Below are 15,897 nucleotides of genomic sequence, written 5' to 3'. Positions count from 1 at the left end.
GGCGACCACCGAGTACACCGTCGGACCGAGTGGCACCAGCGGCACTCCGATCCGGGCCAGCAGGTCCACGAACTCCTGGTCCGGCGGCGCGCACACCCTCACCTCCGCGCCGAGCCCCTGCAGCGCCGCCGCCAGTCCGGCCAGCGGTTCGACATCGCCGCGCGATCCCCATGTCGTCAACAACACGCGCATTTCAGGACTCCCGTTTCCGCAGGTCACAGCCTCTCGACCAACGATTCTGCGCTCCACCCGGGGCCTTGCCGCAAGCCCCGGGGTGCGCTATAGCTTGGAAGTGGCAGGGAGTGCGATCTCCCTGCCGTTCTCATGTCCGCGACCCGTGTCCACGACCCGTGTCCGCCGCCGTTCCGGCGGCCCACGGGCCGGGCTGCCCGCCCGGCCCGCCCGACCCCTCGACCCACCGGCCCCGGCTCACGTCACACGCGGCGCCGCATCAGCAGGGCGTACGCGACGGCCGCCACGGCGATGCCCGCGGGCAGGGCCAGGTCGACGCCGGTCAGGGCGGCCACCGGGCCGGTGTAGAGGGTGTCCACGCAGAGGGCCGCGCCGACCACGCCGCCGGTGAGGGCGAGGGCGCCGGCGGGGTTGAAGCCCGCGCGGTACCAGAAGGGACTGTCGGGGCTCTCGTCGCCCAGGGCGCGGCCGTCGTAGCGGTTGCGGCGCAGCAGGATGTCGGTGGCGTAGATCGCGGTGCTGGGGCCCAGCAGGACGACGGTCAGCTGGAGGACGTTGCTGACGGTGTCGAGGAAGTTGGAGACCAGCAGCGCGTACAGGGTCAGCGCGACCGCGACCGCGCCGTCCACCAGCACGCTGAGGGTGCGTCGGATGCGGATGCCGACGGCCTGCAGGGCGAGGCCAGCGCTGTAAGCGGTGAGGGCATTGACGGCGATGGTGCCGATGACCAGGGACAGCAGGAAGACCGGGTTGAACCAGCCGGGCAGGATCCGCTGCAGGGCGGCCTGCGGGTCGGTCATGTCGACGGCCGTGGCGCCGAGCACGCCGAGGCCGCCGACCACGACGCTGGGCAGGAAGCCGCCGAGAGCCGTCCAGCCGAGGACGGCGCGGGGGGAGGTGCTGACGGGCAGGTAGCGGGAGAAGTCGGCGCTGGTGGTGTAGGAGAGCGGCCCGGAGGCGATCAGGGTGACGCCGGCGAGGACCGCAGCCCACAGCCGACCGCCGGTGAGCGGTTCGGGTTGGGTCCAGCCGAAGTCGGCGTGCCGGACGATGGCGTAGCCGACGACCGCGAAGGCCGCGGTGAGCGCGAGGGTGATCGGCAGGTAGAGCCGGACGATCACGGCGTGGCCGTACACGCTGATGGTGAGCGTGAGCACGACGATCGCGACCACGATGGCGATCTTGATCGGGGTGGTGGGGGTGAGTCCGGCCCGCTCGACGAGTGAGAAGGCGGCGACGGCGGCCGCGGCGAGGTTCAGCGCGAAGTAGCAGACGGAGATCATCCAGCCGGTGACGGCGTTGTTCACGCGGTTGCCGCGCACGCCGTACATGGCGCGGGTGATGACCTCGCTGGGCGCGCCGGCGGCCGGCCCGGAGACGGACAGCAGGCCGGTGCCGAGCCAGAACAGGTTGCCGGTGACGACCACCGCGAAGGCCTGCCAGAGGCTGAGGCCGGTCAGTACGAGCGCGCCGCCGACGACCAGGTTGAGGTAGTTGACGTTGGCCGCCGCCCAGACGGAGAACAGTTCGCGGGCGCGGCCACGGCGTTCGGTTTCGGGGATGTGATCGATGCCGTGGACCTCGACCCGACCGTTCCGCTCCTGCTGGTGCGGGGTGGCGGCGGGTCGGGAGAGGTCCGGGGAGGTGTGGGGGTGGTCCGGGAGCGTGGACGCCATTGGGGGCCCTCCGTGGGGGGTGTCGTGCCCGCCTGCTTGCTTATTGGTCGCACACTCAATAGCATCCGCCACATGACGTCAAGCGTTCAGCGCAAAAGGGTTCGCAAGTCGCCCGACGACCGGCGGGCAGAGATCGTCGGGGCCGCGGCCGAGGTCGCCCTCACCGAGGGCCTGGAGTGCATCACCCTGCGCCGGATCGCCGAGCAGCTCGACGTCCGGCCCGGCCTGATCAGCCACTACTTCCCCGCCGTGGAGGACCTCGTCGCCGAGGCCTTCGGCAGCGCCGCCACCGCCGAACTGGAGACGCTGCTGCCCGCCGACCCGCAGGACGGGTCCCCGCTGAAGCACCTCACCCGCTTCTTCGCCCGCACCACCGGGCCGGACTACGACGACATGAGCCGGCTCTGGCTCAACGCCCGCCACCTCAGCCGCTACCGCCCCGTCCTGCGCGACCGCGTACTCGCCCAGGAGAAGGACTGGCGCGGCCGGCTCAGCGGCGTCATCGCCGCCGGGGTCGACCAGGGCGAATTCCGCAGCGGGGAGCCGGTCCTGACGGCGGTCCGGATCCTCGTGGTGATCGACGGCCTGGCGGGCCACGCCAACACCGGGCTGGGCAACCACCCGTCCGCCGTCACCCGCCTCGCCGCCGCCACCGCCGAACGCGAACTCGGCCTGGCCGACGGCGTCCTGGCCACCCCGGAGCCCGCCGAGCACCCAGAGCTTCCCGGCACCACCGACACCACTGCCGCCGTCACCCCCACTGCCGCCGACACCACCGACGCCACCGAGCAGCCCTGACCCCGCCGGAACCCCGCCGTCCACCGGTCCCCGGTCCGGCACCGACCGGCCCCCGGCACCGACACCGGCCGGTCCCCGCCCCGACTCCCCCACCCCGCGCGACCACTGGAGCCGAAGTGCGTACCTCCCTCGTCCTCCTCTCCGCCCGCCTGCTCGACCCCGCCGCCGGCGGCTTCCTCCCGCAGACCGCGCTCGCCGTCGTCGACGGCCGGATCGCCGCCCTCGGCGACGACCGCACGATCCGCGCACTCGCCGACCCCGCGACCACCGTGATCGACCTCAAGGGCGCCGTGGTCACCCCCGGCCTGGTCGACGGCCACCTGCACCCGGTCACCGGCGCCGAACTCACCCACGGCCTGGACCTCTCCGGCTGTGCCGACCTGGACGCCGTCCGCACCTCCCTCGCCGCCGAGGTCCGCCGCCTCGACCGCGGCGCCTGGCTGCACGCCTGGGGCCTGGACCCGAACGCCTTCGGCGACCGCCCGGTGGAGTCCGCCGCGCTCGCGCCCGTCCTGGACGGCGTCCCCGCGCTGATCCAGCTCTTCGACGCCCACTCCATGCTCGCCAGTCCGCGCGCCCTGGAGCTGGCCGGCGTGGACGGCCCGCGCACCTTCGACCAGGCGGCCGAGGTGGTCTGCGACGCCGACGGCCGCCCCACCGGGCTGCTGCTGGAGGACGCCGCCTGCGAGCTGGTCGAGCGCGCCGCCCCGCAGCCCACCCGCACCGAGCGCCGCGAGCGCCTCGCCGCCGCGCTGCGCGCCATGGCCGCCGCCGGCCTCACCGGCGGCCACGCCATGGACGCCAACGGCGACAGCCTCGACCTCTACGCCGAGCTGGACGGGGCCGGCGAACTGCCGCTACGCCTGCGCGTCGCCCCCTGGTGCCAGCCGGGCGTGGACGCGGACGGCCTGCGCGCCCTGGTCGGGCAGCAGCACCGGGGCGGGCGGCTCTGGCGGGTGGACGGCGTCAAGCTGTTCATGGACGGCACGATCGACAACGGCACCGCCTGGCTGGAGCGCCCGGACTGCCACGGCGAGTCCACCCACGCCTTCTGGCCCGACCCGGCGCACTACACCCACGTCATCGGGGAACTGCACCGGGCCGGCGTGCCGACCGCCACCCACGCGATCGGCGACGCCGCCGTCCGGCACGCGCTCGACTCGATCGAGAAGGCCTCGGGCACGCGGGCGCCGGGCGGGGCAGCCCCGGGCGTGCGGCACCGGATCGAGCACATCGAGACCGTCCCCGACGAACTCCTCCGCCGCTTCGCCGAGCTGGGCGTGACCGCCTCCATGCAGCCCACCCACTGCTGCGACTTCACCCGGGCCGACCACACCGACAACTGGTCCCGCCGCCTCGGCACCGAGCGGGCCGACCGTGCCTGGCGCTGCCGCGACCTGTGGGACGCGGGGGCCACCGTCGTCCTCGGCTCGGACTGGCCGATCGCCCCCTACCCGCCGCTGGGCGTCATGGCCGGCGCCCGGCACCGCCGCCCGACCCGCGACCTCGACCAGCCCCCGCACAACCCCGGCCAGGCACTCACCGCCCTGGAGGCGCTGCGGGCGATGACCGTCAACGCCGCCCACGCGGCCGGCGAGGAGCAGTCGGCGGGCCGGCTCGTCGTCGGTCACCGCGCCGACCTCACCGTGACGGCCACCGACCCGCTCACCACCCCGGCCACCGAACTCGCCGACCTCCCCGTCCTGCTCACCGTCCTGGACGGGCGGCCCACCCACCGGGCCGACTGCCTCTGACGGACCGACCGCCCGCCGATCCGTCCCCGGTTCCTGCCGCCTGAACAGCGGGCGGCTCCCGCGGCCTGAACACCGGGCGGCCCCCGCGGTCTGAACGCCGGGAAGCCCCGCTCCCCACCCCCGAACGGGGACGCGGGGACGCCCGGTCCCACCGCACGTGCCCGACCGAGGAGCACGATGCTCCGCACCGCCGCCACCGGGGTGCTCGCCGGCTCCTTCGCCTGGGTGGCGCGCCCGCTGCCTTCGCGAACCCCACCCCGAACCAGCCGGGGCCGCCGAACCAGACCTGCCAGGACTTCCTGGCGGCCGGCGGATCCGCCCCGGGACGCACCAGTTCCTCCCCCGGCTCCCCCTTCGACGAGCCGGGCTCCGGCAGCCGGCCGAACGGCGGCAAGGGCGGCCAGGGCGGCCAGGCCTACGGCGCCGCGGGCGCGCCGTCCCAGTACGACGTCGCCTGCTATCAGCAGTTCGTCCACTCGACGACCTGACGCCCGGCCCTCCGGCCCCGAGGCCCGGCAACCCTGACGCCCACACTCGACACCCGGCACCCAGCAACGCATCCCCCGTCGCGTCCGGCCTCCGGGAGGGCTCCCTGCTCGACTCGGCGGAACTCCCTCGGCGCTCCGGAGCCCCTCGGTGATCGACGATCCGCCCGGTGTCGACCGCCTCCGACCACTGCACCCGGTCGAGGAGCGGTCGCGAACCGCCCTATGCGACAGCAACGTCGGCCCCGGCGGCCCCGGCGAGTCAGCCGGACGGAGCGTCGGAGCACAGGGAACCCGGGAACACCGGGAACGGCCCGCGGCCGATGGACCGGGCTCCGCCGCGTACCCGCTCCGCGGCGCACGCGTGGGCAGCGCGGACCCCCGGAGCACCGCCCGGTCCGCCATCCCCTTCACCTTCACCGCCCCGGTTCACGACGCGCCGGTCCACCTCCACGGGACCACCGCGGCCCGCCCCCGCTGAACTGCACGCATTGTCGGTGGCCGCTGCTAGCGTGCCCCCGTCAGCACAAGATCGCGGAACACGTGTCCGCGGCACCGACGGGGAGGCGGCAGCAAGTGGTGGAAGTGGCGTGCCACACGGTGGCCCAGCAGCGGATCCGGGACGCCCTGGGGGACGTCAACGGCCGGGTCCGCCGCCACTGGTACGACATCGAGGACGACCTGACCATCGGGTCTGTCCGCGCGATGGGCGAGGAACTGCTCGACCACCTCGGCGCCCTCTCCCTGGAGGACCCGGCGCTCGCCGGTGCCGACGCCCGCGCCGCCCTGTGGACGGCGGCCGAGTGCTCGCTCGGCGTGCTCCAGCTCGGCTGCTTCCCCCGGGGCGACTTCACCGTCCCGTTCCCGTACATCGGCGAGACGCTGGACAGCGAGGACATCACCTTCGGCGCCACGATCGACTTCGCACCCACGGCCGCGACCTGGGTGGAGGCCTTCGCGATGGGCGTGATCAGCGGCCTGCTCCGGGACCGCGACCGGATGCTCGGCCCGCTGCTCGCCGACGACTACGCACCCGCGATACGCGAGCACCTGCCCCACTCGGACCGGACCTCGGTCTCCAGCCCGCCCGACCTCGCCGGGATGGACGCCCTCCGCCGCTACCTCTACATCGTGGAGACGGAGCGCTCGCCGTGGGTCGCCCCCGGGCCCGTCCCGCTGCGCAAGCCGGACGCCGGGGAGCGCGCGGCCGCCGCCGCGGCCCTGGACGCCGCGGGCGCGGCGTGGGCGGACGGGCTGAGTCAGGACCAGATGCTGCTGCGGGTCCTGCTGGAGGACGACCGGGAGGCCTTCGAGGAGGCGCTCGCCACCCGCCTCGCCCGCCACCGGACCGGCACGCCCTCCACGGCCCGGCCCCGCACCCTGCTCCCGGTCGTCCCGATCGCCCTCGCCGCGCTCGCCGTCCAGGCGCACGGCTGGGAGCTGGGCACGACCTCCGGCTACCTCCCGGCGGCCCTGGTCGGCACGGCGGGCTGAACCGCCCCCACGCGGACCACCCGGCCCTACCGGCCCGACCCGGGCCGCACCGGCCCTACCGGCCCCACCGGCCCGAAGGCCCGTCCGGCGGGCCCGTCCGGCGGGTTCGCGCGACGGTGCCGCCCGGCGGATCGGCCCGGGTCGGCCCGGGTCCGCCCGTGAACCGGCCGTCGCGGGCGACCACCCGGCCCGCGCGGCCCACGAGTTCGCGCGGTGGCAGGTCGATCACGACCTGCGGCAGGCACGCGCCGGTCACCACCATGAGGTCGGCGGGCGTGCCCGGCCTCAGGGTGGCCGGTGGCAGGTCCAGCGGCAGGTCCAGCAGGTCGGCGCCGACGTCGGCCACCGGGGCGGGGCAGTCGGCGAGGTGCTCGTCGGTGCGGGCGTCGGTGGTCCAGCCGAGCAGGTGGGCGCGGTCGAGGCCCGGGGCGCCGAGGGCCGCACCCCGCTGCTGCGGGCCGCCGTCGTCGAAGCCCTCCGCGAGGCAGCGGGCGCTCCCGGCACCCCCGCACCGCACAGCTGCGGCCAGCGGGTCGCGGCCCCTCAGGACCCCGGGCGCCTCAGGACCCCAGGTAGGTGATCACCGCCAGCACCCGCCGGTGGTCGTCCGGCGCCTGCGGCAGGTCCAGCTTGGTGAAGATGCTCGCGATCCGCTTGGACACCGTCGCCTCGGTGACCACCAGCCGCCGGGCGATGGCCGCGTTGGAACGGCCCTCTGCGATCAGCCCCAGCACTTCCCGTTCCTTGGGGCTGAGCCGCTGGAGCGGGTCGTGACGGCGGGTCAGCAGCTGGCGGACCACTTCGGGGTCGACCACCGTGCCACCCTCGACCACGCTGGTGAGGGCGGAAACGAACTCCTGCACCTCGCCGATCCGGTCCTTCAGCAGGTAGCCCATGCCCGCCCCGCGGTCACCGGCGGCGATCAGTTCCGCCGTGTAGCCCTGCGAGACGTACTGGCTGAGCACCAGGACGGGCAGGCGCGGGTCCTCGGCGCGCAGCCGGCGCGCCGCGCGCAGGCCGTCGTCGGTGTTGTCCGGGGGCATCCGGACGTCGACGATGACGGCGTCCGGCCGGTGCTCCCGGACGGCTTCGACCAGGGCCGGCGCGTCGCCGACGGCGGCGGCCACGGTGTGCCCGAACCGCTCCAGCAGGGAGACCAGGCCCTCCCGCAGGAGCACCGAGTCCTCCGCGATGACTAGCCGAAGTGCTTGCACGGGATCTCCACTCGCAGGACGGTCGGGCCACCGGCCGGGGACCGCAGGGACAGGGTGCCGTCGAGCACGGCAAGACGGTCGGTGATGCCCAGCAGGCCGGTCCCGCCGGCCGGGTCGGCGCCGCCGGCCCCGTCGTCCCGGATCTCCAGGACCAGCCCGCCCGCCGCCGCCCGGCCGCGCACGGACGCCCGCCGGGCGCCGCTGTGCTTGACCACGTTGGCCAGCGCCTCGCAGACCACGAAGTACGCGGCGGCCTCGACCGGGGCGGGTGCCCGCCCGGGCAGCTCAACGTCGACGTCCACGGGCACCGCCGAGCGGCCCGCGACGTCCCGCACCGCCGGTTCCAGTCCCCGGTCGGTGAGGATCTGCGGGTGGATGCCGTGGATCAGTTCACGCAGTTCCTGCAGCGCCTGCTTGACCTCCTGCTGGGCCTCCCGCACCTGCCGCCCGCCGGGCGAGTCCTCGGGCAGGTCGAGGCCCGCCAGGCCGAGTTTGACGGACAGTGAGACGAGTCGCTGCTGGGCCCCGTCGTGCAGGTCCCGCTCGATCCGGCGGCGCTCCACCTCGTAGGCGTCCACCAGCCGCGCCCGCGAGGCCACCACCCGGGTCAGCTCGTCCTCGGCCGGCTCCAGGACGGCCTGGGCGGTCACCGCCCGCACCCCGGCCCAGGCCGCCACCGGGTAGGCCGCGACGGGGACGAGCACGAGCCCGGCGAGGGGGCCGAGCCAGGAGACGGCGGGGTTCGCGGTCGGCTGGAACGGCGCGGTGATCAGGAACAGCGGAGCACCGAGGCCGACGGCGGTCAGTCCGAGGTCGATCCACCAGAGCAGCAGCAGGGACACCAGCCCGTAGCCGAGGTCGCGCAGCGTCCCGGGAGCCCTGACCAGTTCCCGCAGCCGCGCCCGCACGCCGGCGGGGCCCGGTTCCGGTGCCGACGCGACGCGGGCGGGCGTCACCAGCCGCAGCCGCCACCGCTCGTACCCGGCGGCGGCCCACCCGGCCACTGCCACCAGCGGCAGCACGACCGCCACCGCGCCGGGCCCCAGCCCGTCCCACAGCAGCACCGGCAACGCGGCCAGCCCTACGGCGCCCGCGCCCACCACGGCCCCTGACAGCAGGAAGCCCAGCGAGCGCCAGGGCCACGACGAGCCGAGGAACGCCAACGGCCGCTGCGCCAGGGCCTCCAGGGTGTTGCGAACGATCACCTTGCGACCCTAGCCGCTCCCACCGGCGGCCGAAGGGGTGCTGGCACTACCTCCGGAGTCAGGACAGCCCCCAGGGCGTCCCGCCTCCGACACCCCTGACGCCACCGCCGCGGCGGACTGCCGGATTTCCCGGGCCCTGCCGGTCGGTGACCACACGCTGGACCTCGGCCGGGTGCTGCGGATCCGGCGCTACCGCGAGCACCCGCCCACTCCGCTGCTCTACGGGCTACGCCGCTACGGCAGCTGGGCCGCGGCGGAACTCCCCGACGAGGCGCTGCGCTGAGCCCGGCGCACGCCCGCGACCACCTGCCGGCCGGGCCTGGAAGCCTCCAGGCCCGGCCGGCCGCTTCGGTTCCGCGGCCGGCGGCGCGACCGCGGGGGGGTAGAGCCAGCTCTACTCCGGATCTCGCGCCTACGCCCCTGCGGGCACCTCCTGCGAAAGGGTTGGCTGGGAACATGACGAACTCGACCGACACGGTCCAGCTCTGGTCCGTGACCAAGCAGTACGGCACCGGCGCCCAAGTCGTGACCGCACTCGACGACGTCACCGTCGCCTTCCCCCGCGGCACGTTCACCGCCGTCATGGGCCCCTCCGGTTCCGGCAAGTCGACGCTGCTGCACTGCGCGGCCGGTCTTGACCGGGTCACCGACGGCAAGGTGGTCATCGACGACACCGAACTCAGCGGCCTCGACGAGACCCGGCTGACCCTGCTGCGCCGCGAGCGGGTCGGCTTCGTCTTCCAGGCCTTCAACCTGGTCTCCGCCCTGACCGCCGAACAGAACGTGGCGCTCCCGCTGCGGCTGGCCGGGCGCCGGCCCGACCGGGCCGAGCTCACCGCCGCGCTCACCGAGGTCGGGCTCGGCCACCGCGGCCGGCACCGGCCGAGCGAGATGTCCGGCGGCGAACAGCAGCGGGTCGCGATCGCCCGGGCCCTGATCACCCAGCCCGCGGTGCTGTTCGCCGACGAGCCGACCGGCGCCCTGGACACCCGCACCTCGCACGACGTGCTCGGGCTGCTGCGCGGCATCGTCGACCGCCACCGGCAGACCGTGATCATGGTGACCCACGACCCGGCGGCCGCGTCCTACGCCGACCGCGTCCTCCTGCTCGCCGACGGCCGGATCGTGGAGCAGCTGCACGGCCGCAGCAGCGTCGAGACGATCGCCGGCCGGATGGCCGCCCTGGAGGCACCGGCATGCTGAGCCTCGCCACCATCCGCAAGCGCTGGGCGTCCTTCCTCGGGACCTTCGTCGCGCTCGGCCTGGGCGTGACGATCCTGACCATGACCGCCCTGGTCCTCACCTCCGCCGAACCGGAGGTGCCCCGGCGGTACGCCGCCACCCAGGTCGTGGTGCAGAGTCCGGGCGTCGACCAGTCCGACGGCACCTTCACCCCCAGCAAGCCCTGGTCCCAGCAGCGCACCGCCGAACTGCTGCGGGCGCTCGGCGGCGTTCCCGGCGTGGCGAAGGCCGTACCGGACCGCGCCTTCTACGCCCAGACCGTGATCGACGGCAAGCCGGTCGCCGACCCGGGCTCGGAGCTGCGCGGACACGCCTGGTCCAGCGCCGCCTTCGGCCCCGAGCAGCTGGCCTCGGGCAGCGCCCCGACCGGCGACCGCCAGGTCGTCGTGGACGCCTCCCTGGGGCTGGCGCCCGGCTCCGCGGTCACCCTGCTCACTGCCGCCGGACCGGCCTCGTACACCGTCTCGGGCACCGTCGCCTCACCCTCCTTCTACGTCTCCGACACCGCCGCCGAGGCCCTTGCGCCCGGGGCCCGGGTGATCGGCCTGGTCACCGCGCCGGGCGCGGACGTGTCCGCCGTCGCCGCCGCGGCGACCGCCGCGGTGGGCGGCGACGGAAAGGTCCTGCACGGCGACGCGCTGGCCGAGCTGGAGGCCAGGAGCGCCGAGAAGACCCGCTGGATCGGCATGCAGATCCTGATCGCGATGGCCGGGCTGACCGCCTTCGTCTCGATCTTCGTGGTGGCGTCGACCTTCGCGTTCGCGATCGTCCAGCGGCGGCGCGAGTTCGGCCTGCTGCGGACGATCGGTGCCACCCCGCGCCAGATCAAGCGGATGATGTACGCCGAGTCGCTCGGCGTCGGCCTGGCGGCCGGTCTGACGGGCGTGGTGCTCGGCGCGCTGCTGGCGCCCGCCCTGGGCTCGCTGATGGTCGAGGGCGGTCTGGAGCCGGCCGGCTTCACCGTGCGGTTCCAGGCGCTGCCGCTGCTCGGCTCGTTCGCCCTGGGGCTGGTGGTCGCGATGCTCGGGGTCTGGTCGGCGTCCCGCCGGGCGGCCCGGATCGCCCCGTTGGAGGCGCTGCGCGAGGCGACCGTCGAGCACCGGCCGATGACCCGCGGCCGGTGGATCGCCGGCGGCGTCTTCACCGTGCTGGGGCTGGGGCTGGTCGTGGTCGCGGCGGACAGCGAGTCCGACAGCATGATCAACAATGCCCTCTACGCCGCGATGGCGCTGATCGTCGGGCTCACCCTGTTCGCGCCTGCCGTCATCCCGCTGATCGTCCGCGCGGTCTGGTGGCCGCTGGCCGGGCTGCGCGGCGCCACCAGCATGGTGGCCCGGGAGAGTTCGCTGACCGCCGTGCGCAGGACCGCCTCGACGGCCGCCCCGGTCCTGGTCACGGTCGGCCTCGCGGTGCTGATCGCGGGCCTGTTCCAGATGAAGGCCACCGGCTACGCCCTGGAGGAGACCGTCAAGCAGGAGGCCACCTCGGTGGTCACCCCGCAGGGGACGCCCGGACTGTCCGACGCCGCCGTCGCCGCGGTGCCGGGCGGCGCCTCGCTGCTGCCCACCCAGCTCTACGCGGGCGGCACCGACCACGTCGGCGCGGTGGGGATGAGCGACACCGCGTTCCGGAAGGCGCGGACCAGGATGACCGTCTCCTCGGGCTCCCTGGACGACCTGAAGGGCGACAACACCATGGTCGTCAAGGCATCCACGGCGAGCTGGCTGGGGTGGACCACCGGCCGGAGCGTCCCGGTCACCTTCGAGGACGGACGCACCGTGGACGTCAGGGTCGTGGCCGAGATCACCGACAACTCCTCGACGTCGAGCGTGCTGCTGACCACCGGCACCGTCCGGGCGCACGACCCCTCGGCGCTCACCTCGGTGGTGTACACCGCCGGCACCACCTCCGCGTCCACCCTCGCGCCGCTCGGCGCGCAGTCGCTGAGCACCGCGGAGTACGCCTCCCGCACCAACTCCGAGGACGACGACCTGGTCCGGATCTTCCTGATCATCCTGATCGGCATGTCGCTCGGTTACACCTGCCTCGCCATCGCCAACACGCTGCTGATGGCGACCGCCGAACGGGCCGCGGACTTCGCGGTGCTGCGGCTGTCCGGCGCCACCCGGCGCCAGGTGCTGCGGATCGTCGCCGCCGAATCGGCGCTGGCGGTCGGCATCGGCACGACGCTCGGGCTGCTGATCGCGGTGGTCACCCTGGTCGGCATCCGCTCGGGCCTGTCCTCGCAGCTCGGCACCAACGTCAACCTCAACCTGCCGTGGTCCACCATGGCACTGACCATCGGGGTGTGCCTGCTCCTCGCCCTGGCGGCCAGCGTGCTACCGGCCCGGATGGCGCTGCGCCGCACCGGCGCCCGGGTGGCCGCCTGACGGACCGCCACGCAACGCCCGGAAGGCCCGTGCGGCCGTCTCGGGCGCCGCGTGGCTGTGCCGGGGCAGTTCGACCGCGGCGACCCCGCGGTAGCCGACCTCGCGCAGCGCGGCCGGCGTGCCCGGCAGGTCCAGTTCCCCTTCTCCGAATTCGAGGTGTTCATGCACCAGCGGGCGCGCGTCGTCGAGTTGCACGTTCACCAGGAGGTCACCGGCCCGGCGCACGCAGGCCGCGGCGTCGACCGGCTCGACCGCGACGCAGTGTCCGACGTCCAGGGTGATGCCGAGCAGCTCCGGCCCGCCCAGGGCGGCGCGCAGGGCGAGCGCCTGCTCCAGGTGCGCGACGAACATCCCTGGTTCGGGCTCCAGGCCGAGCGGGACAGCGTACCGGTCGCAGACCCCAGCACCTCGGTGATCCCCGCCCGCAGCCGCTCGCCGGCCGTGGCCGGCGGGACCTCGGCCGGCCGGATCCCGGACCAGAACGACACGCAGTCCGCGCCGAGTTCGGCGGCGATCCACACCGCCCGGGCGAGGAAGTCCACCCGGACCCCGGCGGCCTCGCTCACCAGGGTCGGATGGTGCTTGCGGCGCGGGTCCAGCAGGTAGCGGGCGCCGGTCTCGACCACGCAGCGCAGCCCGAGCTCCGACAGCAGCCCGGCCACCCGGCCCGCCTCGGCGGGCAGGCCCGGCGCGTACGGGTCCAGGTGGGCGTGGTCGAGGGTGAGCGCCACCGCGGTGTGGCCGAGGTCCGCGATGGTCCGCAGCGCGTCGTCCAGGCGGTGGTTGGCGAAGCCGTTGGTGCCGTAGCCGAGGCGGTACGGCTCCCCCGCGTTCACGCGGTGCCCGCGGGCACCGCGGGCACCGCGGGCTGTGCCTGCTGGGGCACAGCCAGCAGTGCCATCCCCAGCGGGGTCACGGTGTGCAGGACCGTGTTGCGGTTGCGCATGGTGGCGATCAGCCCGGACTGGCCCAGCACCGTCCTGATCGTGCTCGACAGCGCCCCCGACTTCGAGGGCCCGCTGGATCGGCGAGCGCACCCGCCGGCTCGACGGACCCCACGTGGAGTTCTGCTCCCGGATCGCCAACCCGGTGGCGGTGAAGGTCGGCCCCACCGCCACCCCGGACGAGATCCTCGGCTACGCCGACCGGCTCGACCCCGACCGCGAGCCCGGCAGGCTGACCTTCGTGGTCCGGATGGGCGCCGGGCGCGTACGGGACCTGCTGCCCGCCCTGGTGGAGAAGTCCCGCGCCGAGGGGATCCGGGTGGGCTGGGTGTGCGACCCCATGCACGGCAACACCGTCACCGCCCCGGACGGGCGCAAGACCCGCGAGGTCGAGGCGATCGTCGACGAGGTCCGCGGCTTCTTCGAGGTCCAGCACTCCCTGGGTGCCCACCCGGGCGGCCTCCACATCGAGCTGTCCGGCGCCGACGTCACCGAGTGCGTCGGCGGCAGCGACCCGGTCACCATCGAACGGCTGCCCACCCGCTACGAGACCGCCTGCGACCCCCGTCTCAACCGCGGCCAGGCCCTCGACCTCGCGTTCCTGGTCGGCGAGATGCTGCGCGGCCGCTCGGGCGGACCCGGCTAGGTCCGCCCGGTCCGCCCGCCGACTCGCTACTCCCCCTGCTCGGCCAGCGACTTGACGCCTTCGAGGGTGGCCGTCATGGCGGTGCGCAGCTCGCCCAGCCGGAAGGCGATGATCTTCTCCTCCACCTCCGGCTTGGCCTCGATGATGGCGCTCATGCCACTGCGGCCCGGGCCGATCACCACCGACTGACGCAGCCGGGTGCCGCCGTCCTCGGGGGTCAGCTCGAAGCGCCAGCGGGCCAGCGCACCGGCCGCGTCGGACACCGGCTCGCCGAAGCGGCCGTCCGCGTCCATCACAGCCCAGGCGAAGGCCCGGGGACCGGCGGGGTCCGCGGAACCTGTCGAGCCAGTCGAGCCAGCGGGGTCGACGGGGCCGGTGAGCTCGGTCACCTCGGAGACGGTCCGCCAGTCGGACATGCCGGTGCGGTGGTTGTGTCCCTCGAAGCGGGCGCCCGGCGCCGGGCCGTCCGCGCCGTCCAGCCAGGCGACGCGGTGGAGCTCCGGGCTGAGCCGGGCGGGCAGTCCGATGTCCGTCACCAGCTCCCACACCCGTTCCACCGGTGCTTGGACGAAGATCTCGCAGACCGTTCCCGGACCCTCGGCGTAGCGCATTCCGTTCCCCCTCGTGTTCCCGCGCCTCGTACGCGGTTCGAACCAGCCATTCTGCGATGTGACGACTCTGCGATTGACGACTCTGCGGATCCGTACGGGTGTGCGTCGGTGCGGGTCGACACCCACCCGCTGCCCTCGCCGCGTCCGGAACGCCGTGAGGGCGGCGGGCGGGTTGCCGCCCTGGGCCCGGAATCGATGATCGAGCCCGGCGAACACCCAAGTCAATCCACCGGTTTGCTGGGGAACCCCCAAGCGATACCTTGGGTGGCCGTGACCATCGACGATCTCCGTGTCTTCACCGCGGTCTGCCGGGCCGGCTCGCTCAGCGCCGTCGCCCGTGACCTCCACTGCACCCAGTCCGCGGTCAGCCAGCACGTGAAGCGGCTCGAACGCGAGCTCGGCCTCTCCCTGATCGAGCGGCACCCGCGCGGGGTGGTCCCGACCAAGGCGGGCCACCTGCTCCAGGCCGCCGTCGCGACCGGTCTCGGCAGCATCGACCACGCGCTGCACCGGATCGCCGAACTCGCCCGCGGCGAGGGCGGATCCGTCCGGATCACCACCGGCGCCACCAGCATCCAGCACTTCATGTCCGGGGCCGTGGTGGCCTTCCGCCGGCGCTTCCCGCAGGTCAGCCTGGAGTTCCAGACCGAGGTGTCCAGCCGCAGCTGCCTGGAGGCGCTCACCGCCGGCCGGGTCGACCTCGCCTGGATCACCCTCGGCACCCCGGTCAGGGGCATCGGCCGGCGACCCGTCGTCGACCTGCCGTGGGTCCTCGCCGTCGCAGCCGGTGACCCGCTCGCCGCCAGGGCCCGCATCGAGCCCGCCGACCTCCAGGACGCCCGGCTCATCGGACTGCCGCAGAACTCGGTCGCCCGCTCCCAACTCGACGCCTGGCTCGGGAGGTCGGGCATCCGGCCGGTGTTCGACACCAGCGTCGCCGACTGGGACACCGCGATCCTGCTCGCCGAACTGGGCCTCGGCCACGCCGTCGTCCCCGCCCTCCCCCAGTGGCGCGGCCCCGGCCACCCCGGCCTGCGGCTGCTCCCGCTCCCCGACCTGCCGCCCCTCACCGCCGGCTGGGCCGTCCGCGACTGGGACAACCTCTGCCCCCTCTCCCGCGCCTTCGCCGACACCGTGGCCGCCCACTGCGGCGACGGGGCCGCCCTCCCCGCGGAGCAGCCGGAAACGGCCTGACCCCCGCCCGCCGGCCGCGCCGCCCCCGCCGGTGAGGTCGTCGTACGGAGCG

13 protein-coding genes and 3 pseudogenes are annotated in these 15,897 nt (G+C 74.7%); 8 read left to right on the top strand and 8 right to left on the bottom strand.

What is annotated here, in order from left to right; translation table 11 throughout:
* A pseudogene (locus tag ACFV04_RS22170) lies at positions 1-192 on the bottom strand (glycosyltransferase); the annotation flags it as partial.
* 242 nt (positions 193-434) lie between these two features.
* Positions 435-1,868, bottom strand: a complete 1,434-nt coding sequence (locus tag ACFV04_RS22165) for a purine-cytosine permease family protein (RefSeq protein ID WP_380531420.1) — start codon at positions 1,866-1,868, stop codon at positions 435-437.
* Positions 1,869-1,940: 72 nt separating this feature from the next.
* On the opposite strand from ACFV04_RS22165, the gene ACFV04_RS22160 reads away from it, so the two are divergent.
* The 3 genes from ACFV04_RS22160 (at position 1,941) to ACFV04_RS22150 (ending at position 6,399) form a co-directional block, all read left to right on the top strand.
* Complete coding sequence (locus ACFV04_RS22160; protein ID WP_380531417.1) at positions 1,941-2,666, top strand: TetR/AcrR family transcriptional regulator; 726 nt, start codon at positions 1,941-1,943, stop codon at positions 2,664-2,666.
* 116 nt (positions 2,667-2,782) lie between these two features.
* Positions 2,783-4,420, top strand: coding sequence for an amidohydrolase (locus ACFV04_RS22155; protein ID WP_380531414.1), 1,638 nt, complete (start codon positions 2,783-2,785; stop codon positions 4,418-4,420).
* A gap of 1,061 nt (positions 4,421-5,481) precedes the next feature.
* Positions 5,482-6,399, top strand: coding sequence for an immunity 49 family protein (locus tag ACFV04_RS22150; protein ID WP_380531411.1), 918 nt, complete (start codon positions 5,482-5,484; stop codon positions 6,397-6,399).
* 55 nt (positions 6,400-6,454) lie between these two features.
* Here the strand turns inward: ACFV04_RS22150 and ACFV04_RS22145 are convergent, their stop codons facing one another.
* The 3 genes from ACFV04_RS22145 to ACFV04_RS22135 are packed head-to-tail and all read right to left on the bottom strand — an operon-like array spanning position 6,455 to position 8,818.
* Entirely contained in the window at positions 6,455-6,916 is a 462-nt protein-coding gene (locus ACFV04_RS22145; RefSeq protein ID WP_380531408.1) for a hypothetical protein, read from the bottom strand.
* 43 nt (positions 6,917-6,959) lie between these two features.
* Positions 6,960-7,613, bottom strand: coding sequence for a response regulator (locus tag ACFV04_RS22140; protein ID WP_380531405.1), 654 nt, complete (start codon positions 7,611-7,613; stop codon positions 6,960-6,962).
* The gene (locus ACFV04_RS22135; RefSeq protein WP_380531403.1) at positions 7,595-8,818 is read right to left on the bottom strand and encodes a histidine kinase; all 1,224 of its coding nucleotides are present in this window, start codon (positions 8,816-8,818) and stop codon (positions 7,595-7,597) included. The genes ACFV04_RS22140 and ACFV04_RS22135 overlap by 19 nt, the downstream gene beginning before the upstream one ends.
* A 37-nt stretch (positions 8,819-8,855) precedes the next feature.
* Between ACFV04_RS22135 and ACFV04_RS22130 the strand changes: the two genes are divergently transcribed.
* From ACFV04_RS22130 to ACFV04_RS22120, 3 genes are all read left to right on the top strand, one after another.
* Positions 8,856-9,101: a flavin reductase gene (locus tag ACFV04_RS22130; protein ID WP_380531400.1), complete on the top strand. Its 246-nt coding sequence runs from the start codon at positions 8,856-8,858 to the stop codon at positions 9,099-9,101.
* A 173-nt stretch (positions 9,102-9,274) separates the two neighbouring features.
* Positions 9,275-10,021, top strand: coding sequence for an ABC transporter ATP-binding protein (locus tag ACFV04_RS22125; protein ID WP_380531397.1), 747 nt, complete (start codon positions 9,275-9,277; stop codon positions 10,019-10,021).
* Positions 10,015-12,450: an FtsX-like permease family protein gene (locus tag ACFV04_RS22120; protein ID WP_380531394.1), complete on the top strand. Its 2,436-nt coding sequence runs from the start codon at positions 10,015-10,017 to the stop codon at positions 12,448-12,450. Before ACFV04_RS22125 ends, ACFV04_RS22120 begins: the two co-directional genes overlap by 7 nt.
* On the opposite strand, the pseudogene ACFV04_RS22115 reads toward ACFV04_RS22120, so the two are convergent.
* A pseudogene (locus ACFV04_RS22115) lies at positions 12,400-13,286 on the bottom strand (sugar phosphate isomerase/epimerase family protein). The gene ACFV04_RS22120 and the pseudogene ACFV04_RS22115 sit on opposite strands and share 51 nt — an antisense overlap.
* Positions 13,283-13,426, bottom strand: coding sequence for a hypothetical protein (locus ACFV04_RS22110; protein WP_380531391.1), 144 nt, complete (start codon positions 13,424-13,426; stop codon positions 13,283-13,285). The pseudogene ACFV04_RS22115 and the gene ACFV04_RS22110 overlap by 4 nt, the downstream one beginning before the upstream one ends.
* Before the next feature lie 44 nt (positions 13,427-13,470).
* Between ACFV04_RS22110 and ACFV04_RS22105 the strand changes: the two are divergent.
* Positions 13,471-14,040: pseudogene (locus tag ACFV04_RS22105) on the top strand (3-deoxy-7-phosphoheptulonate synthase); the annotation flags it as partial.
* Between the two features lie 26 nt (positions 14,041-14,066).
* Here the strand turns inward: ACFV04_RS22105 and ACFV04_RS22100 are convergent.
* On the bottom strand, positions 14,067-14,651 hold the full coding sequence (locus ACFV04_RS22100; RefSeq protein ID WP_380344097.1) for an SRPBCC family protein: 585 nt from the start codon (positions 14,649-14,651) through the stop codon (positions 14,067-14,069).
* Positions 14,652-14,921: 270 nt separating this feature from the next.
* On the opposite strand from ACFV04_RS22100, the gene ACFV04_RS22095 reads away from it, so the two are divergent.
* A complete protein-coding gene (locus ACFV04_RS22095) occupies positions 14,922-15,845 on the top strand; it encodes a LysR family transcriptional regulator (protein ID WP_380531388.1) in 924 nt (307 codons plus the stop codon).
* Positions 15,846-15,897: the final 52 nt, after the last annotated feature.

It is taken from the genome of Kitasatospora sp. NPDC059599 (assembly GCF_042735125.1).
Classification (GTDB): domain Bacteria; phylum Actinomycetota; class Actinomycetes; order Streptomycetales; family Streptomycetaceae; genus Kitasatospora.
This window is presented reverse-complemented; position numbering and strand designations above follow the sequence as displayed.